Genomic DNA, 24,485 nt, shown 5'->3' with positions numbered 1-24,485 from the left:
AAGCTATTCGGCGCGGAGTGCGCGCCGTTCGGTCTCGAGCTCGACGAGCGCGTGCTGCAGCGCCGTGAACGTCGTCACGTCGGCACGGTCGGTTCGCTGGAGCCGGCCGAGCAGTTCGGCCTTCTGGCGGAGGAGCTCTCGATCGACGAGCGCGCTCACGACGCCCTGCACGTAGGCCGCGAGCTCGGCCTCGCTGCGCTGGGGCACGGGTGCGACCGCGAGCTGCTGGACGACGCCCGCGAACGGCGCGGGCACCTCGGCCATCACCCGATCGACCCGCACGGCGGGGTCTGGTGAGGCGAGCACCGAGGCGATGCCGTCACGGATCACGGCGAGGGAGGCGTTTCCGAAGCGGCTGTCGGCCGCATGCCGGAGCAGGTCGGCGCCGATCGTGTCGGGGAACTGCAGCATGGCCTGCAGCGCGTCGCGCTCGAGCCTGGTCGAGGGGTCGTTCGGCAGGTCGGTGATGGAGAACGGTCGCTCAGGGGCATCCGTCGCCGTCGTCGCTGCACGGTTCTGGCCATCGGATGCCGCCGCGCGACCTCGATCGCCCGCCCCCGTCGGGGCCGCAGCGCCGGCACGGCCCGAGGCGCCTCGCACTGCGCGGGTCACCTCGGCGAGCTCGACGCCCAGCATGCGTGCGAGTTCGCGCGTGTACCCCGGCCGCATCGCGGGGTCGCGCATCTCGGCCACGATCGGCGCCGCCGCCCGGAGGGCTGCGACCCGGCCCTCGACGGTCTCGAGGTCATGGCGGGCGAGGGTGTGCCGGATGACGAAGTCGAACAGGGGGGTTCGGGAGTCGACGAGCGTGCGCACGGCGGCGTCGCCACGCGCGAGCCGCAGGTCGCACGGGTCGAGTCCGTCGGGTGCGACCGCGACGAAGGTCTGGGCTGCGAACCGCTGCTCTTCGGCGAACGCGCGCATCGCCGCCTGCTGTCCGGCCGCGTCGCCGTCGAAGGTGAAGACGACCTCGCCGAGTCCCGAGTCGTCGCCGAGCACGCGCCGGAGCACCTTGATGTGGTCGACGCCGAACGAGGTGCCGCAGGTGGCGATCGCCGTGGTGACGCCCGCGAGATGGCAGGCCATGACGTCGGTGTAGCCCTCGACGACGACGACGCGGTGGGTCTTGGCGATGTCGCGCTTGGCGAGATCGAGCCCGTAGAGCACTTGCGACTTGTGGTACACCGCGGTCTCGGGGGTGTTCAGGTACTTCGGGCCCTGGTCGTCGTCGAAGAGGCGTCGTGCGCCGAATCCGACCGTCTGGCCGGTGACGTCACGGATCGGCCACACGAGCCGGCCGCGGAACCGGTCGTAGACCCCGCGGTCGCCCTGGGAGACGAGACCGGATGCCGCGAGCTCTTCGGTGCTGAATCCCCGTGCCGTGAGGTGGCCGGTGAGTGCGTCCCAGCTCTTCGGCGCGAAGCCGACGCCGAACCGGCGCGCGGCCTCGGCATCGAAGCCGCGTTCGCCGAGGAAGCGCCGGCCGATCTCGGCCTCTGGGCCGCCGAGCCGATCGACGAAGAACTCGGCCGCCGCCTGGTTCGCCGCGAGGAGCCGGGCGCGGTTGCCGTGGTCGGAGGCCTGCCCGCCGTCTTCGTAGTGCAACTCGAACGCGATGCGGCCGGCGAGACGTTCGACCGCCTCGGTGAACGACACGTGGTCCATGCGCTGCAGGAACGTGTAGACGTCGCCCGATTCACCGCAGCCGAAGCAGTGGTAGTACCCCAGGCCGGGGCGCACGTGGAAGCTCGGGCTGCGCTCGTCGTGGAAGGGGCAGAGCCCCTTCATGGAGCCGACGCCGGCGGATTTCAGGCTGACGTGCTCGCCGACGATGTCGGCGATGTTCGTGCGAGCCTTCACCTCATCGACATCGCTCTGTCGAATTCGGCCCGCCATGCTCACATCCTATTCGTCGTGTTGGTCGTGGCGGCCGGTGCGGCCGGTTTCAGCGCTGCACGAGCCGCTCGTACCAGGACAGCGCGGACTGGTCGGTGAGGCTCGCGACCTGGTCGACGACCACACGCTTGCGCGCGGCGTCGTCGGCGGCGTCACGCCATTCTTCGGCGAAGCCCGCATCGAGGTGCTGCTCGCCGCCGTCGAGCAGCACGTCGGCGAGCGAGGTCAGGATCTGCCGCTGCTGCTGGTAGATGGGCTGCCTGGTGTTGCGCGACATCACGAAAGCCGCCACGATGCCCTTGAGCACGGCGATCTCGGCCTGGATCTCGCGCGGCACGACGACGTCGGCGTCGAACCGGATGAGACTCGCGAGCGGGAACGCCGAGCGAGTCGCATCGGTCGCGGCATGCGCGAATCGTCCGATGAGCTGGCTCGTGAGGTTCTTGAGGCGCGCCTGGTCGCGACGGCTGCCGTCCCACGACTCGAGCCACGCATCGAGGGAGTCGAGGCGGTCGAACGCCGCGATGAGCTCGTCGTGCGGGATCGCACCCCCGATCCACTCGTACATCGAGGTCACGAGGTCGTCGTGGTCGACGCGAGAGCCGAGCGCCGCGACATCGAGGTAGCCGTTGACGACGGCGTCTTCGAAGTCGTGCACCGAGTACGCGATGTCGTCGGAGAGGTCCATGACCTGTGCCTCGATGCAGAGCCGCCGCTCGGGGGCGCCGGCCCGGAGCCACGTGAAGACGTCGAGGTCGTCGGGATAGAAGCCGAACTTCGCGCGGCCGCTCGGATCGGACACCGACGTCGCCTCGGGCCACGGGTACTTGCAGCTCGCGTCGAGGCTCGCGCGCGTGAGGTTCAGTCCGTAGCTTCGGCCGTCGGAGCCGAACACCTTGGGCTCGAGTCGCGTGAGCAGTCGCAGGGTCTGCGCATTGCCCTCGAACCCGCCGATGTCGGCGGCCCAGACGTTGAGCGCCTTCTCGCCGTTGTGGCCGAACGGCGGGTGGCCGAGATCGTGCGCAAGGCACGCGGTGTCGACGACGTCGGGGTCGAGACCGAGGCTCGTCGCGAGCTCTCGACCGACCTGGGCGACCTCGAGCGAGTGCGTCAATCGGTTGCGGGCGAAGTCGAGCCCGGCGGTGGGGCTCAGCACCTGCGTCTTCGCAGCGAGGCGTCGCAGGGCGCTCGAGTGCAAGAGCCTCGCCCGATCGCGCGCGAAGTCGCTGCGGCGGGACTCGTGTTGCTCGGGCAGGCGCCGTTCGATGTCGGCGTCGTGATAGCCGCCGAAGAGTCGTTCGCGCATCAGCCGCCGCTCGTGTCGAGTTCGGCGCCGACGAGGGTGGCGCGGTCGTCGCCGACCAGGTCTTGCGACGCGAGCCAGCCGTCGGGCAGGGCGGGCTTCTTCGGAGTGCCGGCTCGGCCCCGAGGGCCTTCGGCCCCTTCGCCCGGGTAGGGCATCGACCAGTCGAGCGTGCCGAGCAGCTCGTCGAGCTGCGCGAGCGACTCGACGGTCGCGAGTCGCGCGCGGAGCTCGCCGCCGACCGGGTACCCCTTGAAGTACCACGCGACGTGCTTGCGGATGTCACGGCATCCGCGCTCTTCGCTGTCGAAGAACTCGGTGAGGAGCTCGGCGTGCCGTCGGAATGTCTGGGCGACGTCGCCGAGGCTCGGGTGCGCCGTGCGGTTCTCGCCGCGGAAGGCCGCGGCGAGGTCGCCGAAGAGCCAGGGCCGGCCGAGGCATCCGCGCCCGACGACGACGCCGTCGCAGCCTGTCTCGGCCACCATGCGCAGCGCATCGTCGGCCGACCAGATGTCGCCGTTGCCGAGCACGGGCACGCTCGTGACGGCCGCTTTGAGCCGCGAGATGGCCGACCAGTCGGCCTCGCCGGAATAGAACTCGGCAGCCGTGCGCGCGTGCAGCGCGACCGCGGCGACTCCGGCACCTTCGGCGATGCGACCCGCTTCGAGGTAGGTGAGGTGATCGGAATCGATGCCCTTGCGCATCTTGACGGTGAGGGGGATGTCGCCCGCAGCGCGCACCGCTCCCTCGACGATGCCGCGGAAGAGCTCGGTCTTCCAAGGGAGGGCCGCCCCGCCCCCCTTGCGGGTGACCTTCGGCACGGGGCATCCGAAGTTCAGGTCGATGTGGTCGGCGCGGTCTTCGGCGACGAGCATGGTGACCGCCTCTGCCACCGTCTTCGGGTCGACGCCGTAGAGCTGGATCGATCGCGGCGTCTCGGACTCGTGGTGCGTGATGAGGCGCATCGACTCGGGCGTGCGCTCGACGAGGGCGCGCGAGGTGATCATCTCGCTGACGTAGAGGCCGGCACCGAACTCGCGGCAGAGCCGGCGGAACGCGGTGTTCGTGATGCCGGCCATGGGCGCGAGCACGACGGGTACGTCGAGCTCGATGCCGCCGATCGTGAGCGGGCCTGCGGGCAACGTGGTGGTGGAGGACATCACCGTCGATTCTCCCAGAGTTCCGGGCCTGCTCGCCCGCTCCCCCGTCGCGCGCCTAGGATTCACGGGGAAGGCGAGGCTGGGGAGGACCACATGGCAGAGCTCACCGGTGTCGAACGAGTGCGAGCGGATGCCGCAGCACGAGGTCTCGACGTCGAGATCATCGAACGCCCGGCCGCGCGCAGCCTCGAAGAGGCCGCCGAGCTGATGGGCATCACACCAGCCGACATCGTGAAGTCCCTCGTCGTGAAGCGCAGCGACGACACCTACGTGTTCGCCCTCGTGCCCGGCGGTCGCAAGATCTCCTGGCCGAAGCTGCGCGGGCTCCTCAACGTGAACAAGCTCCAGCTGCCCGACGCCTCACTCGCGCTCGCCGCGACCGGCTACGAGCGCGGCACCATCACCCCGCTGGGCTCGACGACCGCGTGGCCCGTGGTCGTCGACGAGACCGTGGCCGGCCGCCGCGTCTCGATGGGCGCCGGCGAACACGGCCGGAGCCTGTTCGTCGACGCCGACCGGCTGATCGCCGCCCTCGACGCGACCGTCGCCGACATCAGCGACCCCGAATAGCGTCGAGGTCAGCCCTCGGCGCCGGGGATGAAGCAGACGTCGCCCTCGCAGACCATCGCGGCCGGATCGCCGGCGATCATCGCGAACGGCGCCCGGGCCGGGGCATCCGTCGGCGTCGTCGGCTCGGACGAGCTCACGCCGCCTGCTCCTCGGCGACCTGGGCGATCGCCTGCGCGAACACCTCGGCGGGCTGGGCGCCCGAGATGCCGTACTTGCCATCGATCACGAAGAACGGCACGCCGTTGATGCCGTAGGCACCCGCCTGCGCGATGTCGGCCTGCACCGCCGGCCCGAAGCGGCCCGAATCGAGCGCTGCCCGCGCCGCGTCGGCGTCGAGGCCGACCTCGATCGCGAGCTCGATGAGCTCGTCGACGCGGCCGAGGTGGCGCCCCTCGGTGAAGTAGGCGCGGAACAGCCGCTCGGAGAGCTCGAGCTGGCGCCCCTGCTCCTTCGCGAAGTGCAGGAGCTCGTGCGCCTTCAGCGTCTTGGTGTGCTGCAGGGCATCGAAGTCGTAGGTGAGCCCCGCGTTGGCGGCCACGCCCGTGACGTGCTGGAGCATCTGCTGCACGCGCTCCTCGGGCAGGCCCTTGTGCCGCGCGAGGAAGTCGACCTCGGAGCCCTCGAAGTCGACGGGGGTGTCGGGAGCGAGCTCGAACGAGTGGTACTCGATCTCGACGTCGGGCCCGTCGTCGCCGAGGGCCGCGATGCCGCCCTCGAGGTTGCGCTTGCCGATGTAGCACCACGGGCACGCGATGTCGGACCAGATGTCGATCTTGATGGCTTCACTCACTTGAAGGGTGAACGGATGCCACGGCTCGCCTATTCCCCGGCCGGCATCCGCGCGGCGCGGTGACGGGGCATCCGCTCGCTACGACGTTGCCGTCGGCGTGTCGACCGCGCCGCCGAAGCGACGATTGCGCGCCGCGTAGAGCTCGATCGCCTGCCAGAGGTCGGTGCGCGAGAAGTCGGGCCAGAGCGTGTCGAGGAAGACCATCTCGGCGTAAGCCGACTGCCAGAGCATGAAGTTCGAGGTGCGCTGCTCGCCCGAGCTGCGCACGAACAGGTCGACGTCGGGCAGGTCGGGCACGTAGAGCCGCTTCGCGATGAGCTTCTCGGACACGGCCGAAGGGCGGATGCGCCCGGATGCCACGTCGTCGGCGATCGATCGCACCGCGTCGGTGATCTCGTTGCGGCCGCCGTAGTTCACGCACATCGTGAGCGTGAGGACGTCGTTGCCCGCGGTGAGCTGCTCGGCGTACTGCAGCTCGTTGATGACCGATGCCCACAGGCGCGGACGTCGCCCGGCCCAGCGGATGCGCACGCCCCACTCGTTCAGCTGGTCGCGGCGGCGGTGCAGCACGTCGCGGTTGTAGCCCATGAGGAAGCGCACCTCGTCGGGTGAGCGCTTCCAGTTCTCGGTGGAGAACGCGTAGACCGAGAGGTGCTTGACGCCGGCCTGGACGGCGCCCGCAACGACGTCGAGCAGCGCCGCCTCCCCCGCCTTGTGCCCCTCGATGCGAGTGAGCCCGCGGCGGTTCGCCCAGCGGCCGTTGCCGTCCATGACGATCGCCACGTGCTGCGGCACGGCGCCCTTCGGCAGTTCGGGCGGGTAGAGGCCGGTCCAGTCGATCGGCCGGTAGGGAACGGCGTCGCGGTGCGTGTAGGGCTTCGGGGTCACGTGGCCGTCGTTTCTCGGGAGACATGCGGCAGCGAGCGGAGCCCCCGCTCGAGATGCCACTGGGTGTACGCGGCGACGATGCCGCTCGCCTGGTTGCGGTCGCGCTCGCTCGACGCCTTCGCGAATGCCCAGTCGCCCGCGAGCAGCGCGCCGAGCAGCTCGACGCTCGAGCGGGCGATGCGCGGGGTGCCCGGCGGGGCGCATTCGTCGCAGACGACGCCGCCGAGCTGCACCACGACGGCGGAGTGCTCGCCGGTGCGGCCGCAGCGCGCGCAGTCCTGGAAGCTCGGCGCCCAGCCCGCGAGGGCGAGCGCCCGCAGCAGATAGGAGTCGAGTGTCAGGCTCGCACCGTGCTCGGTGCGTGAGAGCGAACGCAGGGCGCCGACGAGCAGGAGGTACTGCTGGAGCGACCCCTCGTCTTCGGTGAGCCGGTCGGCGGCCTCGACCATGGCGTTGGCCGCCGTGTAGGCCGCGTAGTCCTGCGTGATCAGCGCGCCGTAGGAGCCGAGCGACTCCGCTTGGGTGACCACGTCGAGGCTGCGGCCCTCGTAGAGCTGGAGGTCGGCGACCATGAACGGCTCGAGCCGCGCACCGAACTTCGACCCCGTGCGCCGCACGCCCTTCGCCACCGCACGTACCTTGCCGTGCTGGCGCGTGAGGAGCGTGAGGATGCGGTCGGCCTCACCCAGCTTGTGGGTACGCAGCACGACGGCTTCATCTCGGTACACGGGCACCCTTCATTCTCCCACCCGCGATCGTCGAACCGGCCGAGGCTGGCGGTTCCGGATGCCGCGGCGGGGCATCCGCTCGTGGTTCACTGTTCGCGTGACCACCGCGCTCTTCACCATCCCCCTCTGGCTCGATCTCACGGCCGTCGCCGTCGGTGCGATCCAGGGCGCGATGTTCGCGGCGCGGCTCACCGAGCGACGCATCGACCTGCTCGGAGTCGCGCTCATCGGCGTGATCGTCGGCCTCGGCGGCGGTATCCTGCGCGACCTGCTGCTGAACCAGCGCCCAGCGGCGATCTCCGACAACTGGTACCTGCCGGTGGCGACCGCGGCCGCGCTGCTCGGCATGCTGCTGCTGCGCGTGTTCACGAAGCTGAACGGGCTCATCATCGCGCTCGACGCGGTCACCATCGGCCTCTTCGGCGCGATCGGCACGTCCAAAGCGCTCGCGTACGGGGTGCCCGAGGTGCCCGCGGTCTTCGTCGGGGTGATCTCGGCGGTGGGCGGATCGATCCTTCGCGACGTCGCCCTGAACCTGCCGATCGCGCTCATGCACGTCGGCTCGCTCTATGCGATCGCGGCGACGGCGGGCACGGTCCTGCTCGTCGTGCTCGTGTCGCTCGGCGTGAACGTGGTCGTCGCAGCGGGCTTGTGCGTGGTCGTGACGACCCTCACCCGCCTGGGTTCCGTGCGCTACGGGTGGAGCCTGCCCGAACAGCGCGCGCTCGGCAGCTGGCGCGTCTGGCGCCGCGCCTGACCACCGGCGACCCGAGCGGATGCCCCGGCCGCCGGTGACACGTCAGACGCCGGCTGCCTCGAGCACGGGCTCGGCGACTCGCGCTCGCAGCGCGCGGTTCACGGCCGAGACGACGGCCTTGAGCGACGCGGTGGAGATGTCGGCGTCGATGCCGACGCCCCACAGGACGCGACCGTCGACCTCGAGCTCGACATAGGCGGCGGCCTGCGAGTCGCCGCTCGCCGAGAGCGTGTGCTCGACGTAGTCGCGCAGCTTCACGTCGACGCCTTCGCCACCCAGCACCGCGAGGAACGCGGAGATGGGCCCGTTGCCGCTCGCGTCGGCCTCGAGGCTCTCGTCGCCGTCGCGCAGGCCGACCCGCACGTTGACGACGCCGTCGAGCGCGCTCTCCGTGCGGAGCGACAGCAGCTCGAAGCGGCCCCACTTCTCGTCGGGCCGGTTCTGCGGCGCCGGCAGGTACTCGTCGTTGAAGACGGCCCAGATCTGCTCGCTCGTGACCTCGCCGCCCTCGGCGTCGGTCTTCGCCTGCACGACCCCCGAGAACTCGATCTGGAGGCGTCGCGGCAGGTCGAGTGCGTGGTCATGCTTCAGCAGGTAGGCCACGCCGCCCTTGCCCGACTGTGAGTTCACGCGGATGACGGCCTCGTAGCTGCGACCGAGGTCGCGCGGGTCGACCGGCAGGTAGGGCACCGCCCACTCGAGCTCGTCGACGCTGACGCCTCGGCGCGCCGCCTCGGCCTCCATCGACTCGAAGCCCTTCTTGATCGCGTCTTGATGCGAGCCCGAGAATGCCGTGTAGACGAGGTCGCCTGCCCACGGCTGGCGCTCGGGCACCGGCAGCTGGTTGCAGTACTCGACGGTGCGCTTGACCTCGTCGATGTCGGAGAAGTCGATCTGCGGGTCGACGCCCTGCGTGAACAGGTTCACGCCGAGGGCGACCAGGTCGACGTTGCCGGTGCGCTCGCCGTTGCCGAACAGGCACCCCTCGATGCGGTCCGCGCCGGCCAGGTATCCGAGCTCGGCAGCGGCGATGGCCGTGCCACGGTCGTTGTGCGGGTGCAGCGAGAGCAGCACGTTCTCGCGGTGGGCGAGGTGACGGCTCATCCACTCGATCGAGTCGGCGTAGACGTTCGGCGTCGCCATCTCGACCGTCGCGGGCAGGTTGATGATGACCTTTCGCTCGGGCGTCGGCTCGAACACCTCGAGCACCTGGTTGCACACGTCGACCGCGAACTCGAGCTCGGTGCCCGTGTAGCTCTCGGGCGAGTACTCGTAGTAGACGGTCGTACCGGGGATGCTCGACTCCATCTCGCGACAGGTGCGTGCACCGTGCAGCGCGATGTCGATGATGCCCTGCCGGTCGGTGCGGAAGACGACCTCTCGCTGCAGGATGCTCGTGGAGTTGTAGAGGTGCACGATCGCCTGCTTCGCGCCGGCGATCGACTCGTAGGTGCGCTCGATGAGGTGGTCGCGCGCCTGGGTCAGCACCTGGATCGTGACGTCGTCGGGGATGGCGCCCTCGTCGATGAGGCTGCGCACGAAGTCGAAGTCGGTCTGGCTCGCCGACGGGAAGCCGACCTCGATCTCCTTGTAGCCCATGCGCACGAGCAGGTCGAACATGATGCGCTTGCGCTCCGGGCTCATCGGGTCGATGAGGGCCTGGTTGCCGTCGCGGAGGTCGACGGCGCACCAGCGCGGTGCGCGCTCGATGCGCTTGGACGGCCACGTGCGATCGGGCAGTTCGACACGGATCTGCTCGTGGAACGGGCGATAGCGATGCACGGGCATCGACGACGGCTTCTGGGTGTTCTGCATGGGGTGCTCTTCTCGCTTACGGATGGGTTTCAGCCGACGACGAACTCCGCAGCGAGGGAGGCCTGGGTTAGGACTCGCTGCGGCAGCTAAGGAGAAGCAGGCCGTGAAGCACGAGTCAAGGCTAACACCCGGCCCGGTGGGGCGCGCAACATGACGGAACGGGCGGATGCCTCCCCCGAAGCATCCGCCCGTCGCAGTCCCCCTGCCGCCGCCCCGGCACGCGTCCGCGCGTCAGTCGATCGCGAGCGCCGCGACCGGGGACACCCGCATGGCCCGCCGCGCGGGCGTGATCGACGCCACGAGCGTGAGCACGCCCGCCGCGACGAGGAGGCCGCCGAACAGCATCCACGGGATGCCGGGCAGCACGAAGGTCGGCTCGCCCTGTGCGCCGCCGAGCAGCGCCTGCGCGCCGGCCCAGCCGTACGCGAAGCCCAGCACGATGCCCGTGAGCGTGGCAGCGACCGTGAGCGCCGCGCTCTCGGCGACGATCATGCGACGCAGCTGTCGACGGTCGAATCCGAGTGCGCGCAGCAGCCCGAGCTCGCGAGTGCGCTGCATCACGCTGAGCGAGAGCGTGTTCACCATGCCGATCGCCGCGATCAGCGCGCTGAAGCCGATGAGCACCGTGAAGACGGTCACCGTCACGTCGAGCATCTCGTCGATGCCCGCGTAGACCTCGGGGCGGGCGCGCTGCGCCTCGAGGAGCATCGCACGATACGACTCCATCGTCACCGCGAAGGTCGTGACGAGCGTGACGCCGATGACGAGGCCGATCGTCATGCGGGAGCTTCGCTCGGGATGGCGCACGGCGTTCTCGGCGGCGAGGCGAGCCGCCGGGCTCGAGCCCAGGAGCCGCCCGACGAGCCGCAGCACGGGCGGCATCACGATGTGAGCGCCGAGCACGAGCCCCGTGAACGAGAGGATGCCACCGATCATGGCGACGAAGACGCCGTACGGCTCGGTGAGGCCCCAGGCCACCCCGGCTGCGAGCAGTCCGATGCCGAGCACGACGAGCACGATGGCGCTCACGTTCCGCGTGCGGCGGCTGCCGAGCTCCTCCCGGTCCTGCTCGTTCGCGTTGCCGATCGCCTGGATCGGGCGCACGCGCAGCACCCGGCGCGACCCCACCCACGAGGCGAGCCACGTCGTGATCACGACCGCGACGGCCGGCAGCACGACCGCGACGTTGAGGTAGTCGTACTCGGTGGCGGGCATCAGATCGCCCGCCACGGCGATCTCATCGAGCGCGAAGGCGATGCCGGTGCCGGTGACGATGCCGACCGCGGCACCGGCGATGCCGACGAGGAGTCCCTCTTTCGCGATCTGCGCCCGCTGCGTGCGCGCGCTCGAGCCGATCAGTCGAAGCAGCGCGATGAGCCGCGTGCGGCCCGCCACGACGGTCGACACGGTGTTGGCGGTCACGATCGCGCTGACGTAGACCGCGATCACGATGAACACCGTCGCGACGATGCCGAGCAGCAGCGCCACCGTGCTGCTGTCGCCCGTCACGTCGTCGGCGGAGATCGCGGCGGCGAGCAGGCCGGTCACGTGCAGGAGCGCGACGCCGAACGTGCCCGCGAGCGTCGCGACGAGGAGGGTGGGCCACTGGTCCTTGAATCGGATGCGCATGTCAGGCCGCGATCTCCATGGAGAGCATGAATGCCGAGATCTCCTCCGCGGTCGAGCGTGCGGCATCCCGCACGATGCGCCCGTCGGCGAGGAAGAGGATGCGGTCGGCGTGACTCGCCGCGATCGGGTCGTGCGTCACCATCGCGATGCTCTGTCCATACCGCGCGCTCGCCGTGGCGAGGAGGCCCAGCACCTCGCGGCCGGTCCGCGAGTCCAGGTTCCCGGTCGGCTCATCGGCGAAGACGAGGTCGGGTCGGGTCGCAAGGGCGCGGGCGATCGCCACACGCTGCTGCTGGCCGCCCGAGAGCTCGTGCGGACGGTGGTCGATGCGGCTCCGGAGCCCGAGGGTGTCGACGAGGTCATCGATCCACGCCTGCTCGTCGAGGCGCGGGCGCCGGCCGTCGAGCTCGAACGGCAGCATCACGTTGCCCCGCACATCGAGCGTCGGCACGAGGTTGAACGATTGGAAGATGAATCCGATGCGGCGACGACGCAGCACGGTGAGCGCGCTGTCGCTGAGCTCGGTGATGTCGGTGTCGCCGAGCCACACGCGGCCGGCGCTCGGCGAGTCGAGTCCCGCCATGATGTGCATGAGCGTCGACTTGCCCGATCCGGACGGGCCCATGATGGCGGTGAACTCGCCGCGGCGAAGCCCGAGAGAGACGTCGTCGAGCGCGATGACGGCTCCCGAGCCATCGCCGTATCGCTTTCCGAGGGCGGCCACGCGCGCGATGAGGCCGAGGTCTGAGGGTTGGATCTGCATGACATCGACGCTACGGATCAGCCACCGGTCGGGGCATCCGGCCGCCGGATGGTTCGCCGTCATCCTCTGGGATGACCGTCGCGCCCGAGACGCGGCCCGGCGCTCAGCCGGGCGTCGGGAGGTCGTGCTCGTAGGCGAAGACGACGAGCTGCACGCGGTCGCGCAGGCCGAGCTTCGCGAGGATGCGGCTCACGTGCGTCTTCACGGTCGCTTCGGAGAGGAATTCGGATGCCGCGATCTCCGAATTGCTGAGGCCCCGCGCCGCGAGCCCGAAGATCTCGCGCTCGCGCGGGGTGAGCTCCGACCAGGTCGCCGGAGCCGCCCGGCGGCCGCTGCCGCGGCCGACGTGCGCGAACAGCTCGCGCGTGGCGTTCGCCGCGATCACCTGGTTGCCCTGATGCACCGTGCGGATGGCCGCGAGCAGGAACTCGGGGTCCGCGTCCTTCAGCACGAAGCCGCTCGCACCCGCGCGGATGGCACGCGCCGCGTTCTCGTCGAGGTCGAACGTCGTGAGCACGAGGATGCGCGGCGGCGTGCGTCCGTCGCGGTCGGCGGCGGCGATGATCTGCTCGGTGGCCGCGATGCCGTCTTGGAGCGGCATCCGGATGTCCATGAGCATGACGTCGAGCCGTGCGCGTGCGGCGAGGGTGACCGCAGCGGCACCGTCGCTCGCCTCACCCGCGACCTCGAGGTCGGGCTGGGATTCCACGAGCATGCGCACGCCGGCGCGGAACAGTGCCTGGTCGTCGACGAGGGCGACGCGGATGCCGCTCATACCGTGCTCACCTGCTGTGCCGGGATGCGGGCGATCAGCCGGAACATGCCGTCGTCGCCGGTCTCGACCCGCAGGGCGCCGCCGGCCAGCTGTGCACGCTCGCGCATGCCCGGAATGCCGTGGCGGAACGCATGCGAGTCGGGCGGCGCGGCATCCGCTCGCCTCGCGTTCACGACCGTGACGGCGACACCGCCCGCATCCCAGGCGAACTCGAGGTGCACCGGCACCGAGGTGTCGCCGTGGCGGAGCGCGTTCGTGAGGCCCTCCTGCACGATGCGGTACACCGCGATCTGGTGCCCGGTGCCGAGCGGGAGCCGATCGCCCGTCTCGGTGAACCGCAGGTCGAGACCTGCCGCGCGAACCTGCGCGAGCAGTTCTTCGAGGTCGTCGAGCACGGGCTGCGGTGCCCCCGCCTCATCGTGGCGGAGCTCGGCGAGCAGGAGCCGAACGTCGCCGAGCGCACCGCGCGCGACGCCCGCGATCGTCTCGAGCGCCTCGACCGCCGCCTCGGGTCGCGCCCGGGCGGCGAACCGGCCGCCGTCGGACTGGGCGATCACGACCGCGAGCGAGTGGGCGACGACGTCGTGCATGTCGCGGGCGATGCGGTTGCGCTCCTGCTCGACGACGTACCGGTACTCGACGAGCTCGCGCTCGCGGTTTGCGGCATCCTCACGGCGCCGGACCTCGCGGGTGTCGCGCACGGACCGCACGAGCAACCCGGTGGTCCAGGCGAGCACGAGCACCGCGATCGAGGCGATGAAGAGGAACGCGGCGGTGAAGAGCATGCTCCACGCGTTGTCGCCGATCGGTGCCGCCTGGTCGAAGAGCGGCTTCACGAGGGCGAGGTAGCCGGTCGCCACGAGCGCACCCACGCCGGCCGACACGAGGCCGGCCCACTTGACGACTCGCCCGCCATGCGCGGCGGTGGAGTAGAGCACGCCGAGCACCGCGACGTCGTAGAGCTGCAGGTCGCGCAGCATCGCCATCTGCACGACGGCCGCCGCCCACGCGATGCCGAGCGACCAGCCCGGCGAGAGTCGCCGCACCGCGAGCGCCGCCGAGAAGAGGACGAGGCTCACGAGATCAGATGCGCCGCCGAGCCACGCGAGCGGCAGGCAGACGAGGGCGAAGACGACGGCGAGCACGACATCGGTCGTGATCCTGCCGCGGCTCAGGGTGGTCTGCACCGATCCACCGTACGCGTTGACGAGCCCGGTCATCGCTTCAGGCACCCGGAATCATCCTCGAGTCGTACGTCGCGCGTCGCGCGTCGTGCCGTTCAGCGGCGGGCCAGCGCGACTGCCATCAGAAGCCGAGGCGCCCGAGCTGCTTCGGATCGCGCTGCCAGTCCTTCGCGACCTTGACGTGCAGGGAGAGGTAGATCTTGCGCTCGAGCAGCCCCTCGATCTGGGCGCGCGCCGTGGCTCCCACCTCGCGCAGGCGTTCACCGCCCTTGCCGATGATGATGCCCTTCTGGCTGTCGCGCTCGACGTAGAGGTTCGCGTACACCTCGAGGAGGTTCTTGTCGTCGCGCTCGACCATGTCTTCGACGGTGACCGCGATCGAGTGCGGCAGCTCGTCGGAGACACCCTCGAGCGCTGCCTCGCGGATGAACTCGGCGATGCGCTCGGTCACCTCCTCGTCGGTGCGTGCCTCGGCGGGGTACAGCGGCTGCGACGATGCGGGCATGAGCGCGAGCAGTTCGTCGACGAGTACGTCGAGCTGCTCGCCACGGGGGGCCGACACCGGGATGATCGAGTCCCAGGCCCGCAGCTCGGAGACGGCGAGGAGCTGCTCGGCGACCTTGGCCTTCGACGTCGCATCCGTCTTCGTGACGATCGCCACCTTCCTGGCCCGCGGATAGTGCTCGAGCTGCTCGTTGATGTATCGATCGCCGGGGCCGATGGCCTCGTTCGCGGGCACGCAGAATGCGATCACGTCGACGTCGCCGAGCGTCGACTGCACGAGCGAGTTCAGACGCTCGCCGAGAAGGGTGCGGGGGCGGTGGAGGCCGGGGGTGTCGACGAGGATGAGCTGTCCGTGCTCGCGGTGCACGATGCCCCGGATCGCCCGGCGCGTGGTCTGCGGCTTCGAACTCGTGATCGCGACCTTCTCCCCCACGAGGGCGTTCGTGAGCGTGGACTTGCCGACGTTCGGGCGCCCCACGATCGACACGAATCCGGCACGATAGTCAGCCACGGTTGTTCCTTTCCACTGCATCGCCCTCGTCGAACGCGGCGTGCGCGTCGATGAGGGCCTGGTCGGCCTCGACGAGGATCGTGGAGATCCGCTTGCGACGGCCTTCGGTGCGTTCGGCTTCGAGCACGAGCCCCGACACGCTCGCGCGCTCGCCGGGTTGCGGCAGGCGCCCGAGCTCTTTCGCGAGGAGTCCGCCCGCCGAGTCGACGTCTTCATCTTCGAGGTCGAGCCCGAAGAGCTCGCCGAGCTCGTCGACCGGCAGCCGCGCGTTCACGCGGAACCGGCCGTCGCCGAGATCTTCGACCTGGGCCGCCTCGCGATCGTACTCGTCGGAGATGTCGCCGACGAGCTCCTCGATGAGGTCCTCGAGCGTGACGAGGCCCGCGATTCCGCCGTACTCGTCGACGACCATCGCGAGATGATTCGACTCGAGCTGCATCTTGCGCAGCAGCGCGTCGGCCTTCATGGAGTCGGGCACGAACACCGCCGGCCGGACGAGCTCACCCACCGTGAGGCTCTCGGCGTCGAGCGGGCGCTCGAAGCTGAGGCGTGCGAGATCGCGGAGGTAGAGGATGCCGCTGACGTCATCGGCGTCGCGCTCGACCACCGGGATGCGCGAGTAGCCCGCCTTGAGGAAGAGGGCCATCGCGTTCGCGAGATGCGCGGAGGACTCGATCGTGATCATGTCGGTGCGCGGCACCATCACCTCGCGCGCGACGGTGTCGTTGAACTCGAAGATCGAGTGGATGAGCTCGCGGTCGCCCTCTTCGAGCACGTCGAGCTCGGTCGCCTCGTCGACCATGCTGAGCAGCTGCTCTTCGCTCGAGACGCCGGCGAAGCGGATGCGACCGGGCGTGACGCGGTTGCCGAGCGAGACGAGCGCCCCCGCGAGCGGCCCGAGGAGCACGCGGAGGAAATGCACGAGCGGCGCCGTGAGCCGGAGCACGGCGGGAGCGTGCGCACGCCCGACGCTGCGTGGGCTCGCCCCGACGAGCACGAACGAGACGGCCGTCATGATGAGCGCCGAGTACAGCAGCACGAGCCAGATGTTGTCGATGAAGAACGTGAAGGCCAGGGTCACGAGCACGGCCGCCGTGGTCTCGGCGATGATGCGCACGAAGTTGACGGCGTTCACGTGCGCGCCGGTGTCGTCGGCGATCGCGAGCAGGGAACGGCGCGCCCGAGCGGTGAGCGCGAGGTCGGTGACATCCGCGCGGGAGCTCACGCCGATGGCGGAGTCGACGGCCGCCATGAGGCCACCGAAGGCGACGAGGAGGAGGGCAGCGCCGAGGAAGAGCCAGGGCTCCATGATCAGCGGCGTCGCTCCTGCATCGAGTATCCGACGAGGATGTCTCGCTGCAGGCCGAACATCTCCTTCTCCTCGTCGGGTTCGGCGTGGTCGAACCCGAGCAGGTGCAGGATGCCGTGCGTCGTCAGCAGCAGCAGTTCGTCGATGAGCGGATGCCCCGCGGTCTGGGCCTGGGCCTGGGCGACCTGCGGGCACAGCACGACATCACCGAGGAGCCCGGGCGGCGTGGGCTGCTCTTCGGTGCCCGGGCGGAGCTCATCCATGGGGAAGCTCAGCACGTCGGTGGGACCGGGCTCGTCCATCCACTGCACGTGCAGCTGCTCCATCGCGCCCTCGTCGACGAGCACGATCGCGAGCTCCGCGTCGGGGTGCACGTGCATCGCGTCGAGTGCGTACACCGCGAGGCGCTGGAGCGCCGTCTCATCGACGTCGATCGCCGATTCGTTGTTGATCTCGATGCTCACGCGCGAGGCCTTCCTGTCATGCTCACTCGGCCGGTCTGGCTCACTTGGACTTCCTCGGCAGGTGGTCGCGGGGGCCGGCATGACCGCGCCGTTCGGCACGGTTGGCGAACTCGCGCGCCTGGTCGCGCTCGAACCGCTGCGCCTGCTGGCGCTGGTCGTACTCGGTGTACGCGTCGACGATGCGGCCGACGAGGGTGTGGCGCACGACGTCGTCGCTCGTGAGCCGGACGAACTCGATGTCGTCGACATGGTCGAGGATGCGCGTCACGAGGCGGAGGCCGCTGGCGCCGCCCGGGAGGTCGATCTGCGTGATGTCGCCGGTGACGACCATCTGCGAGCCGAAGCCCAGCCGGGTGAGGAACATCTTCATCTGCTCGGGCGTCGTGTTCTGCGCCTCGTCGAGGACGACGAAGGAGTCGTTGAGAGTGCGGCCGCGCATGTACGCGAGCGGTGCGACCTCGACCGTACCTGAGGCGAGGAGCTTCGGCACGAGCTCGGGGTCCATCATCTCGTTGAGCGCGTCATAGAGCGGCCGGAGGTACGGGTCGATCTTGTCGGTCAGGGTGCCGGGGAGGAATCCGAGCCGTTCGCCCGCCTCGACGGCCGGACGGGTCAGGATGATGCGGCTCACCTCCTTGCGCTGGAGGGCCTGCACCGCCTTCGCCATCGCGAGGTAGGTCTTGCCGGTGCCTGCCGGTCCGATTCCGAACACGATGGTGTGCTCGTCGATCGCGTCGACGTAGCGGCGCTGGCCCTCGGTCATCGGCCGGATGGTCTTGCCGCGGCTCGAGACGATGACCTGTCCGAGCATCTCGGACGGCTTGGCATTGGGATCGGATTCGAGCATGCGGGCCGAGCTCCTCACTTCGGTGGGTGTCGGATCCTGCCCGTTGCGAACCAGCTCGAGCAGTTCCTCGATGAGCCGTCGCACGCGCAGGCGTTCGTCGGTGGCGCCCCGGATGGCGATCTCATTGCCGCGCACATGCACCTCGACGCCCGGGTACTCGCGCTGGATCGTCGCGAGCAGTCGGTCTTGGGGACCGAGCAGGCGGACCATCGCGATGCCGTCGATGCTGAGCCGCTCCTCGTCGCCGCTCGCGGACTGCGGCGCGGGTCGGGGTGCGGTCGGGTCAGGCGTCGGCAAGCGTGGCCTCCTCGAGCCCACCCGCGGAGCTGTTGCCGGCGAGCACGTGGGCATGCACGTGGAAGACGGTCTGGCCCGCGGCCGCGCCGGTGTTGAAGACGAGCCGGAACTGGCCGTCGGCCAGCTCGTCGGCGACGCCGTGGGCCACCGCGACGAGCTCGGCGAGCAGCCCGGGGTCGCCGCCGGCGAGTTCGACCACGTCGCGGTAGTCGCCCGCCTTCGGGGTCACCACCACGTGCACCGGCGCCTTGGGCGCGATGTCGTGGAAGGCGATGACGCGCTCGGTCTCTGCGACGATGCGCGCGGGGATCTCACGGGCGGCGATGCGCTCGAAGAGCGTCGGTTCTGCGCGAGAGTCGGTCATCACCCCATCGTAGCGACGGATGCCTCACCACCGCCCGAGCGTCGCATTGAGCACGGCGATCGCGGCCGGCCCTGCCGTGGAGGTACGCAGCACGGATGCCCCGAGCCGCACCGGTTCGGCACCCTCGGCGATGAGGCGTTCGAGCTCGGACGGCGCGATGCCGCCCTCGGGCCCCACGACGAGGGCGAGGTCGCGGCCATCGGGTTGCAACCCCGAGAGCGCGGTCGTCGCGCTCGGCTCCAGAAGCAGCACCCGGGCGCCCGCGAGACGCTCGGTCAGTTGCGCGGTCGTCGCCACGGGCGAGACCTGGGGAAGCCAGGAGCGGATGGACTGCTTCACGGCCTCGCGCACGATGACCGCCCAGCGCTGTCGGCCCTTCTCCGCCTTGGGTCCCTCCCAGCGCGAGACGGAACGTGCGGCGGCCCACGGCACGATCGCGTCGACGCCGAGCTCGGTCGCGGCCTGCACGGCGAGCTCGTCGCGATCGCCCTTCGCGAGGGCCTGCACGAGCGTGATGCGGGTCGCCGGTGGCTCTTCGACGAGCACCTCCTCGGCCTCGAGCGAGAGCTCACGGGGGCCGGTCGAGGTGACGACGCCGCGTACGACGACACCCCGGCCGTCGCCGATCGCGATGCGCTCGCCCGCGCGCACTCGCGCCACGGTCACGGCATGCCGCGCCTCGTCGCCCGTGAGGTCGACCGTCGCCCCGGGCGCGAGGGTGGTCAGGTCGAGGGACTCGTCGAGGTAGAGGCTGCTCATCGGGGCATCCGCTACCCGAGGAACCGGTCGCGCAGCCGCGAGAAGATGCCCTGCTGGAAATGGCTCAGCTCGGGCGCCGGCGCCTTCTTCGACGCCGCGAACTGCTGCATGAGATCGCGCTCCTTCGACGAGAGCCTGGTCGGCGTGACCACGTGGACCCCGATCTTGAGGTCGCCGCGGCCGGCGCCGCGGAGCTTCGTGACCCCGCGGTCCTTCACGGTGAGGATCTCACCGCTCTGCAGCCCGGGCCGAAGCTCGACCTCGACGTCGCCGTCGAGCGCCGCGACCGTCGTGGTCGTGCCGAGGATCGCGTCGGTCATGGCCACCTCGAGGGTGCAGAGCAGGTCGTCGCCGTTGCGGCTGAAGACGTCGTGGTTCTTGACCTTGATCTCGAGGTAGAGGTCGCCGTTCGGGCCGCCCGCCGGGCCGGCCTCGCCGGATCCCGGCATCTGCAGCCGCACCCCGGTGTCGACTCCGGCGGGGATGTCGACGGGCACTGTGCGGCGCGCACGCACGCGGCCCTGCCCCTGGCAGGTCACGCACGGCGTCGCGATGATCGTGCCATACCCGCGGCAGGTGCCGCACGGGCTCGACGTGATGACGTTGCCGAGGAGCGAACGGACCTGGCGCTGGATCGATCCGGTGCCGTGGCAGATGTCGCACGTGACGGGCGAGGTGCCGGGCTGGCAGCACGTGCCGCGACACGTCTCGCACGTGACGGCCGTGTCGACCTCCATCTCGCGGTGCGTGCCGAAGATCACCTCGTCGAGGCCGACCTCGACGCGGATCAGGGCGTCTTGGCCCCGCTCGCGACGGGAGCGCGGACCCCGGCTCTGCTGGCCGGCCCCGAAGAACGTCTCGAAGATGTCGCCGAAGCCGCCGTAGTTCTGCCCGCCGAAGCCGCCCTGGCCGCCGAGGTCGTACTGCTCACGCTGCTTCGGGTCGGAGAGCACGTCGTAGGCGTGGGTCACCATCTTGAAGCGCTCGGATGCCTCGGCGCCGGGATTCACGTCGGGGTGGAGTTCGCGCGCGAGCCGACGGTACGCCTTCTTGATCTCGTCGGGGGTGGCGTCGCGCGCGACGCCGAGGACCTCGTAATGGTCGGCCACGGAGGGCTTGTCCTTTCGATTGCGGGATGCCGGTCGGTTGCGACGAGCGGCGGTATCAGCTCTCGCCGAGCGTGCGGGAGAGGTAGCGGGCGACCGCGCGAACGGCCGCCATGCTGTGCGAGTAGTCCATGCGGGTGGGGCCGACGACGCCGAGGCGCGAGACGTCGCGGCCGGGGATCTCGAACGAGCTCGACACGATCGACGTCTCGCCGAGGCCGAACGAGGCGTTCTCGCGGCCGATGCGCACGGCGACGGTGTGCTCGTCGCCGGCCATCTCGCCGAACAGGCGGAGCAGCACGACCTGCTCCTCGATGGCCTCGATGACCCCGAGGATCGAGCCCGCGAAGTCCTGCTCGGTGCGCACGAGGTTCGCCGCACCGGCCACCACGAGGCGGTCGCTGCGCTGTACGCGCGCCTGCTCGGCGAGGGTCGCCGCGAGCGTGTGCAGCACGGCGGCGTGGCGCCGGTCGGCGTCGTCGATCTCGCCGGAGAGGAGGGCCGCGGCATCCGCCATCGTCGACCCTGCCGCGATCTCGTTCAGCCGCGTGCGCAGACGGCTCAGCGTCTCTTCATCGACCGGGTGGTCGAGCTCGGCGAGCCGCTGCTCGACCTGCCCGGAATCGGAGATCAGGATGCAGAGCACCCGGGTCGGCGCGAGCGAGACCAGCTCGACGTGTCGCACGCGAGCGCTGCCGAAACTCGGGTACTGCACGACCGCGAGCTGCCTCGTGAGCTGCGAGATGAGCCGAACCGTGCGGGCCAGGAGCTCGTCGAGGTCGCTCGACTCGCCCAAGAAGGTCTCGATCGCCTGGCGCTGAGCCGGGCTCAGGGGGCGCACGTCGGTGAGCTGGTCGACGAAGACGCGGTAGCCCTTGTCGGTGGGGATGCGCCCCGAGGAGGTATGCGGCGCCGCGATGAGCTCCTCTTCTTCGAGGAGCGCCATGTCGTTGCGGATCGTCGCCGCCGAGACGCCGAACGAGTGCCGTTCGACGATCGTCTTCGAGCCGACCGGCTCGCGCGAGGCGACGTAGTCGTGCACGATCGCGCGGAGCACTGCGAGACTTCGTTCCGAGACCATGACCCTCGCTTCCGTCGTATCGATTAGCACTCGTAAAGACTGACTGCCAATCATATCGCGACATCCCGGCAACGAGCCGTTGCCAGCGGTGGGTCGCGGCGCTACCGTATGGGTAGTCCGCGAGTCACCCTGGCTGCGATCCCTCCCCCAACGCAGTCGCGGTTCACCGAGAACCCTGAAAGGCACGCACATGACCGATCCGAACGCCCAGTCGCCCGATCCCAACGTCCCGCCGACTCCGCCGCAGCAGCCCGCGGGCCCCCAGCCGGTGGCCGCCGCGCCGCTGTCGCCCGAGCAAGACGTCCAGTGGGGTTCGTTCGCGCACCTCGGCGGCATCCTCGGTCCGCTGCCCTCGCTCATCATCTGGCTCATCTTCAAGGACCGGGGATCCTTCACGAACACCGAGGGCAAGGAGGCCCTGAACTTCCAGATCACGATCCTCATCGCCTACGTGGTCGGGTGGATCCTCACCTTCATCCTCATCGGCGTGTTCATCGTATGGGCGGCTTGGATCGTGAGCGTCGTCTTCTCGATCATCGCCTTCCTCAAGGCGAAGGACGGCAACCACTACCGGTACCCCTTCGCGATCCGCCTCATCAAGTAGCGCCAGCGCCGATCGCGCGCCGAGACGGAAATCCGCTCTCGGCGCGCGACTCTGTGCGAGCATGAATGAACCGAGCCCGCCCTCGGGCGACCCACCAAGGAGACACCATGTCCGACGCACCTCCGCCGCCCCCGCCGCCGCCGGCGAATCCCTACCAGCAGAGCCCACAGCTGAGCCCGTCAGACGAGAAGCTCTGGGCGACGCTCATCCACATCGGCGGCATCTTCTTCGGCTTCCTTCCCGCCCTCATCGGCTACCTGGTCCTGAAGGATCGCGGACCGTTCGTGCGCGCGCACACCGCGACGGCGCTGAACTTCCAGATCACGATGACGATCGCCGCGATCGTCTCGGGCCTGCTCACGATCATCATCATCGGCTTCATCCTGCTGGCCGTGATCGGCGTGCTCGTCATCGTCTTCAGCATCATCGCCGCGGTCAAGGCCAACCAGGGCCAGCCGTACACGTACCCGCTCACGATCAAGTTCGTGAGCTGACGAGCCTCAACCCTCGAGCAGGCGCCTGACCACGGCGTCGGCGAGCAGCCGTCCTCTCCTGGTGAGCGTGAGCCCACCGGAGAGGGCGGCTTTCGCGTCGACGAGCTCATCGGCGATGAGACCGGCGACCGCTCGCCGGCCGCCCGCGTGCAGCGAGGCGAGGTCGATGCCCTCGCGGATGCGCGTCAGCAGCAGCACCCGCTCGGTCTCCCGCGTCGAGGCATCGAGCACCTCACGGCCGACCGCCGGCGAGACGCCGGAGTCGATGCGGTCGGCATACGCCGACGGATGCTTCGCGTTCCACCAGCGCACGCCGCCCACGTGACTGTGCGCGCCCGGACCGACACCCCACCAGTCGTCACCCCGCCAGTAGCCGAGGTTGTGCCGTGACCGGTGTGAGGCGTCCGTCGCCCAGTTGCTGACCTCGTACCAGTCGTACCCCGCCGCGGCGAGCAACTCGTCGGCGAGTTCGTACATGTCGGCCTCGAGGTCGTCGGACGGCTCCGCGAGCTGGCCACGCCGGATCTGCCGTGCGAGCTTCGTGCCCTCCTCGACGATGAGCGCATAGGCGCTGAGGTGATCGGGATGCTCGGCGATCGCCGACTCGAGACTGCGTCGCCAATCGGCGAGCGACTCCCCTGGCGTGCCGTAGATGAGGTCGAGGCTCACATCGAGGCCGGCGTCGCGTGCCCACGCCACCACGAGCGGGACCCGATCGGGGTCATGGGTGCGATCGAGCGCCGCCAGCACGTGCGGCACCGCCGACTGCATGCCGAACGAGACGCGAGTGAACCCGCCTTCGGCGAGGCGGACGAGATCGGCCGGCCCGACCGAGTCGGGGTTCGCCTCGGTCGTGACCTCAGCGTCGCCGGCGAGCCCGAATTCCTGCCGAACCGCGTCGAGCATCCGGACGAGGTCGTCGGCGGGGAGCAGCGTCGGCGTGCCGCCCCCGAAGAACACGGTCTGCGCGGCTCGCTCAGGCAGGCCGGATGCCTCCAGCACGCGCCGCGACATCCGGATCTCTCCGATCGCCTGGCCGGCATAGTCGGACTGGCGCGCACCCCGCAGCTCACCGGAGGTGTAGGTGTTGAAGTCGCAGTACCCGCACCGCACCCGGCAGAACGGCACGTGGATGTAGACGCCGAATGCGCGGTCGAGTGCGCCGCGGGCGGCCGTCGCCGGCAGCAGCCCGTCGGCGGGCGCAGGCTCGCCGAGCGGGAGGGCGGAGCCCACGCCTACACGCCGCCTGCCGGGTGCAGCGCCCGCAGCTCTCGCTTCGTGAGCTCGCGACGCTTGCGACGTTGGCGCGGCGCGAACGGGCGATGGATGCCGCCGCGAGTGGCGAGGATCGAACGGATCGTGAGCCAGACGGTGTCGTCGTCACGCCGCTCGAGGATGAACGATTCCTCACCGCTTTCGGGGCCGTCGGCGGTCGTGCCGTAGGCGAAGCCGATGCGGTCGGGCTCGTCGACGACGTAGACGACGAGCACGGGCGTCTGCTGCGCGCGGAAGCGCCCCTTGCGCCGCAGCGTGGCGGTCATGCCGGCCGTGATGTACGGCGTGCCGTCGACACCGAAGCGCTGCTCGTTGCGAGGACCCGGCTGTTCGCCCAGCGGTGCGCCGTCGGCATCGTAGACGATGCCGGGATACTGGGCGCCGGTGCCCTCGGACACGTCGTCGACCGTGAAGCCGACGCCGCGCTGGATGCCCCACGTCATGAGCGACTCGGCCGCACGCTCGAACCGCTCGACACCGCTGCCGAGGCGGACGGTGTCTTCAGCGGGGCGGTAGCCGGCCGGCGGGTAGCGGAGCAGATCGGGCGCGAGCGTCGCCCCGATCGCCCCGTAGGTGACCGACTGGTCGGTGAAGGTGCTTCGACGAGTCATC

26 protein-coding genes are annotated in these 24,485 nt (G+C 70.1%); 4 read left to right on the top strand and 22 right to left on the bottom strand.

What is annotated here, in order from left to right:
- Positions 1-3: 3 nt before the first annotated feature.
- The 3 genes from dnaG to dusB are packed head-to-tail and all read right to left on the bottom strand — an operon-like array spanning position 4 to position 4,359.
- On the bottom strand, positions 4-1,896 hold the full coding sequence (gene dnaG / locus QFZ26_RS17565) for a DNA primase (protein ID WP_307044417.1): 1,893 nt from the start codon (positions 1,894-1,896) through the stop codon (positions 4-6).
- Between the two features lie 49 nt (positions 1,897-1,945).
- Complete coding sequence (locus tag QFZ26_RS17560) at positions 1,946-3,202, bottom strand: deoxyguanosinetriphosphate triphosphohydrolase (protein WP_307044415.1); 1,257 nt, start codon at positions 3,200-3,202, stop codon at positions 1,946-1,948.
- Positions 3,202-4,359, bottom strand: coding sequence for a tRNA dihydrouridine synthase DusB (gene dusB / locus QFZ26_RS17555; protein WP_307044413.1), 1,158 nt, complete (start codon positions 4,357-4,359; stop codon positions 3,202-3,204). The genes QFZ26_RS17560 and dusB overlap by 1 nt, the downstream gene beginning before the upstream one ends.
- A gap of 93 nt (positions 4,360-4,452) precedes the next feature.
- Here dusB and QFZ26_RS17550 point away from each other — a divergent pair, with 93 nt between their 5' ends.
- Complete coding sequence (locus QFZ26_RS17550; protein WP_307044411.1) at positions 4,453-4,929, top strand: aminoacyl-tRNA deacylase; 477 nt, start codon at positions 4,453-4,455, stop codon at positions 4,927-4,929.
- 8 nt (positions 4,930-4,937) lie between these two features.
- On the opposite strand, the gene QFZ26_RS17545 is transcribed toward QFZ26_RS17550, so the two are convergent.
- The 4 genes from QFZ26_RS17545 to recO form a co-directional block, all read right to left on the bottom strand.
- Positions 4,938-5,066, bottom strand: a complete 129-nt coding sequence (locus QFZ26_RS17545) for a hypothetical protein (protein WP_307044408.1) — start codon at positions 5,064-5,066, stop codon at positions 4,938-4,940.
- Positions 5,063-5,719: a DsbA family oxidoreductase gene (locus QFZ26_RS17540; RefSeq protein ID WP_307044406.1), complete on the bottom strand. Its 657-nt coding sequence runs from the start codon at positions 5,717-5,719 to the stop codon at positions 5,063-5,065. The genes QFZ26_RS17545 and QFZ26_RS17540 overlap by 4 nt, the downstream gene beginning before the upstream one ends.
- Positions 5,720-5,797: 78 nt before the next feature.
- Positions 5,798-6,607 (bottom strand): isoprenyl transferase, encoded by an 810-nt coding sequence (locus QFZ26_RS17535; RefSeq protein ID WP_307044405.1) that lies wholly within the window; start codon positions 6,605-6,607, stop codon positions 5,798-5,800.
- Entirely contained in the window at positions 6,604-7,341 is a 738-nt protein-coding gene (recO, locus tag QFZ26_RS17530; protein WP_307044404.1) for a DNA repair protein RecO, read from the bottom strand. The genes QFZ26_RS17535 and recO overlap by 4 nt, the downstream gene beginning before the upstream one ends.
- A 52-nt stretch (positions 7,342-7,393) precedes the next feature.
- On the opposite strand from recO, the gene QFZ26_RS17525 reads away from it, so the two are divergent.
- Complete coding sequence (locus QFZ26_RS17525; RefSeq protein ID WP_307044402.1) at positions 7,394-8,092, top strand: trimeric intracellular cation channel family protein; 699 nt, start codon at positions 7,394-7,396, stop codon at positions 8,090-8,092.
- Between the two features lie 42 nt (positions 8,093-8,134).
- Here the strand turns inward: QFZ26_RS17525 and leuA are convergent, their stop codons facing one another.
- From leuA to hrcA, 13 genes are all read right to left on the bottom strand, one after another.
- Positions 8,135-9,907: a 2-isopropylmalate synthase gene (leuA, locus tag QFZ26_RS17520; RefSeq protein ID WP_307044400.1), complete on the bottom strand. Its 1,773-nt coding sequence runs from the start codon at positions 9,905-9,907 to the stop codon at positions 8,135-8,137.
- A gap of 231 nt (positions 9,908-10,138) precedes the next feature.
- Positions 10,139-11,536 carry an ABC transporter permease gene (locus QFZ26_RS17515; protein WP_307044399.1) on the bottom strand — a complete coding sequence of 466 codons (1,398 nt, stop codon included), beginning with the start codon at positions 11,534-11,536 and terminating at the stop codon, positions 10,139-10,141.
- 1 nt (position 11,537) lies between these two features.
- On the bottom strand, positions 11,538-12,299 hold the full coding sequence (locus QFZ26_RS17510; protein ID WP_307044397.1) for an ABC transporter ATP-binding protein: 762 nt from the start codon (positions 12,297-12,299) through the stop codon (positions 11,538-11,540).
- A gap of 103 nt (positions 12,300-12,402) precedes the next feature.
- The gene (locus QFZ26_RS17505; RefSeq protein WP_307044395.1) at positions 12,403-13,074 is read right to left on the bottom strand and encodes a response regulator; all 672 of its coding nucleotides are present in this window, start codon (positions 13,072-13,074) and stop codon (positions 12,403-12,405) included.
- Positions 13,071-14,306, bottom strand: a complete 1,236-nt coding sequence (locus QFZ26_RS17500; RefSeq protein ID WP_307044394.1) for a sensor histidine kinase — start codon at positions 14,304-14,306, stop codon at positions 13,071-13,073. Before QFZ26_RS17500 ends, QFZ26_RS17505 begins: the two co-directional genes overlap by 4 nt.
- A 73-nt stretch (positions 14,307-14,379) precedes the next feature.
- Positions 14,380-15,273 (bottom strand): GTPase Era, encoded by an 894-nt coding sequence (gene era / locus QFZ26_RS17495; protein WP_373460737.1) that lies wholly within the window; start codon positions 15,271-15,273, stop codon positions 14,380-14,382.
- A complete protein-coding gene (locus QFZ26_RS17490; protein ID WP_307044390.1) occupies positions 15,266-16,582 on the bottom strand; it encodes a hemolysin family protein in 1,317 nt (438 codons plus the stop codon). The genes era and QFZ26_RS17490 overlap by 8 nt, the downstream gene beginning before the upstream one ends.
- A gap of 2 nt (positions 16,583-16,584) precedes the next feature.
- The gene (gene ybeY, locus QFZ26_RS17485) at positions 16,585-17,046 is read right to left on the bottom strand and encodes an rRNA maturation RNase YbeY (RefSeq protein WP_307044388.1); all 462 of its coding nucleotides are present in this window, start codon (positions 17,044-17,046) and stop codon (positions 16,585-16,587) included.
- A gap of 40 nt (positions 17,047-17,086) precedes the next feature.
- Positions 17,087-18,103: a PhoH family protein gene (locus QFZ26_RS17480; RefSeq protein WP_307045140.1), complete on the bottom strand. Its 1,017-nt coding sequence runs from the start codon at positions 18,101-18,103 to the stop codon at positions 17,087-17,089.
- Between the two features lie 73 nt (positions 18,104-18,176).
- Positions 18,177-18,554 (bottom strand): HIT domain-containing protein, encoded by a 378-nt coding sequence (locus QFZ26_RS17475; RefSeq protein WP_307044387.1) that lies wholly within the window; start codon positions 18,552-18,554, stop codon positions 18,177-18,179.
- Positions 18,555-18,578: 24 nt separating this feature from the next.
- Positions 18,579-19,313 carry a 16S rRNA (uracil(1498)-N(3))-methyltransferase gene (locus QFZ26_RS17470; protein WP_307044385.1) on the bottom strand — a complete coding sequence of 245 codons (735 nt, stop codon included), beginning with the start codon at positions 19,311-19,313 and terminating at the stop codon, positions 18,579-18,581.
- A gap of 11 nt (positions 19,314-19,324) precedes the next feature.
- Complete coding sequence (gene dnaJ, locus QFZ26_RS17465) at positions 19,325-20,422, bottom strand: molecular chaperone DnaJ (RefSeq protein ID WP_307044383.1); 1,098 nt, start codon at positions 20,420-20,422, stop codon at positions 19,325-19,327.
- Between the two features lie 55 nt (positions 20,423-20,477).
- Positions 20,478-21,500 (bottom strand): heat-inducible transcriptional repressor HrcA, encoded by a 1,023-nt coding sequence (hrcA, locus tag QFZ26_RS17460; protein ID WP_307044381.1) that lies wholly within the window; start codon positions 21,498-21,500, stop codon positions 20,478-20,480.
- A 190-nt stretch (positions 21,501-21,690) separates the two neighbouring features.
- Between hrcA and QFZ26_RS17455 the strand changes: the two genes are divergently transcribed.
- Both QFZ26_RS17455 and QFZ26_RS17450 read left to right on the top strand, forming a co-directional pair.
- Positions 21,691-22,104, top strand: coding sequence for a DUF4870 domain-containing protein (locus QFZ26_RS17455; protein WP_307044379.1), 414 nt, complete (start codon positions 21,691-21,693; stop codon positions 22,102-22,104).
- 107 nt (positions 22,105-22,211) lie between these two features.
- Positions 22,212-22,598, top strand: coding sequence for a DUF4870 domain-containing protein (locus QFZ26_RS17450; protein ID WP_307044377.1), 387 nt, complete (start codon positions 22,212-22,214; stop codon positions 22,596-22,598).
- Between the two features lie 6 nt (positions 22,599-22,604).
- Here the strand turns inward: QFZ26_RS17450 and hemW are convergent, their stop codons facing one another.
- Positions 22,605-23,831, bottom strand: a complete 1,227-nt coding sequence (gene hemW / locus QFZ26_RS17445; protein WP_307044376.1) for a radical SAM family heme chaperone HemW — start codon at positions 23,829-23,831, stop codon at positions 22,605-22,607.
- 2 nt (positions 23,832-23,833) lie between these two features.
- Entirely contained in the window at positions 23,834-24,484 is a 651-nt protein-coding gene (locus QFZ26_RS17440) for a DUF1990 family protein (protein WP_307044373.1), read from the bottom strand.
- Between the last annotated feature and the right edge of the window lies 1 nt (position 24,485).

This window comes from Agromyces ramosus (assembly GCF_030817175.1).
GTDB classification, from domain to species: Bacteria; Actinomycetota; Actinomycetes; order Actinomycetales; family Microbacteriaceae; genus Agromyces; species Agromyces ramosus_A.
Note: the sequence above shows the minus strand (reverse complement) of the source record. Positions and strands in the feature narration are given on the sequence as shown.

Excerpts from the sequence above, each read along its gene's own strand:
- QFZ26_RS17525 (WP_307044402.1), top strand. The coding sequence starts at position 7,394 with ATGCCGCGGCGGGGCATCCGCTCGTGGTTCACTGTTCGCGTGACCACC.
- QFZ26_RS17515 (WP_307044399.1), bottom strand. The coding sequence starts at position 11,536 with ATGCGCATCCGATTCAAGGACCAGTGGCCCACCCTCCTCGTCGCGACG.
- hrcA (WP_307044381.1), bottom strand. The coding sequence starts at position 21,500 with ATGGTCTCGGAACGAAGTCTCGCAGTGCTCCGCGCGATCGTGCACGAC.
- QFZ26_RS17480 (WP_307045140.1), bottom strand. The coding sequence starts at position 18,103 with ATGGTCCGCCTGCTCGGTCCCCAAGACCGACTGCTCGCGACGATCCAG.
- leuA (WP_307044400.1), bottom strand. The coding sequence starts at position 9,907 with ATGCAGAACACCCAGAAGCCGTCGTCGATGCCCGTGCATCGCTATCGC.
- QFZ26_RS17505 (WP_307044395.1), bottom strand. The coding sequence starts at position 13,074 with ATGAGCGGCATCCGCGTCGCCCTCGTCGACGACCAGGCACTGTTCCGC.
- dusB (WP_307044413.1), bottom strand. The coding sequence starts at position 4,359 with ATGTCCTCCACCACCACGTTGCCCGCAGGCCCGCTCACGATCGGCGGC.
- QFZ26_RS17510 (WP_307044397.1), bottom strand. The coding sequence starts at position 12,299 with ATGCAGATCCAACCCTCAGACCTCGGCCTCATCGCGCGCGTGGCCGCC.
- QFZ26_RS17455 (WP_307044379.1), top strand. The coding sequence starts at position 21,691 with ATGACCGATCCGAACGCCCAGTCGCCCGATCCCAACGTCCCGCCGACT.
- QFZ26_RS17475 (WP_307044387.1), bottom strand. The coding sequence starts at position 18,554 with ATGACCGACTCTCGCGCAGAACCGACGCTCTTCGAGCGCATCGCCGCC.
- QFZ26_RS17550 (WP_307044411.1), top strand. The coding sequence starts at position 4,453 with ATGGCAGAGCTCACCGGTGTCGAACGAGTGCGAGCGGATGCCGCAGCA.
- QFZ26_RS17450 (WP_307044377.1), top strand. The coding sequence starts at position 22,212 with ATGTCCGACGCACCTCCGCCGCCCCCGCCGCCGCCGGCGAATCCCTAC.
- dnaG (WP_307044417.1), bottom strand. The coding sequence starts at position 1,896 with ATGGCGGGCCGAATTCGACAGAGCGATGTCGATGAGGTGAAGGCTCGC.
- QFZ26_RS17440 (WP_307044373.1), bottom strand. The coding sequence starts at position 24,484 with ATGACTCGTCGAAGCACCTTCACCGACCAGTCGGTCACCTACGGGGCG.
- QFZ26_RS17560 (WP_307044415.1), bottom strand. The coding sequence starts at position 3,202 with ATGCGCGAACGACTCTTCGGCGGCTATCACGACGCCGACATCGAACGG.
- QFZ26_RS17490 (WP_307044390.1), bottom strand. The coding sequence starts at position 16,582 with ATGGAGCCCTGGCTCTTCCTCGGCGCTGCCCTCCTCCTCGTCGCCTTC.
- QFZ26_RS17470 (WP_307044385.1), bottom strand. The coding sequence starts at position 19,313 with ATGAGCAGCCTCTACCTCGACGAGTCCCTCGACCTGACCACCCTCGCG.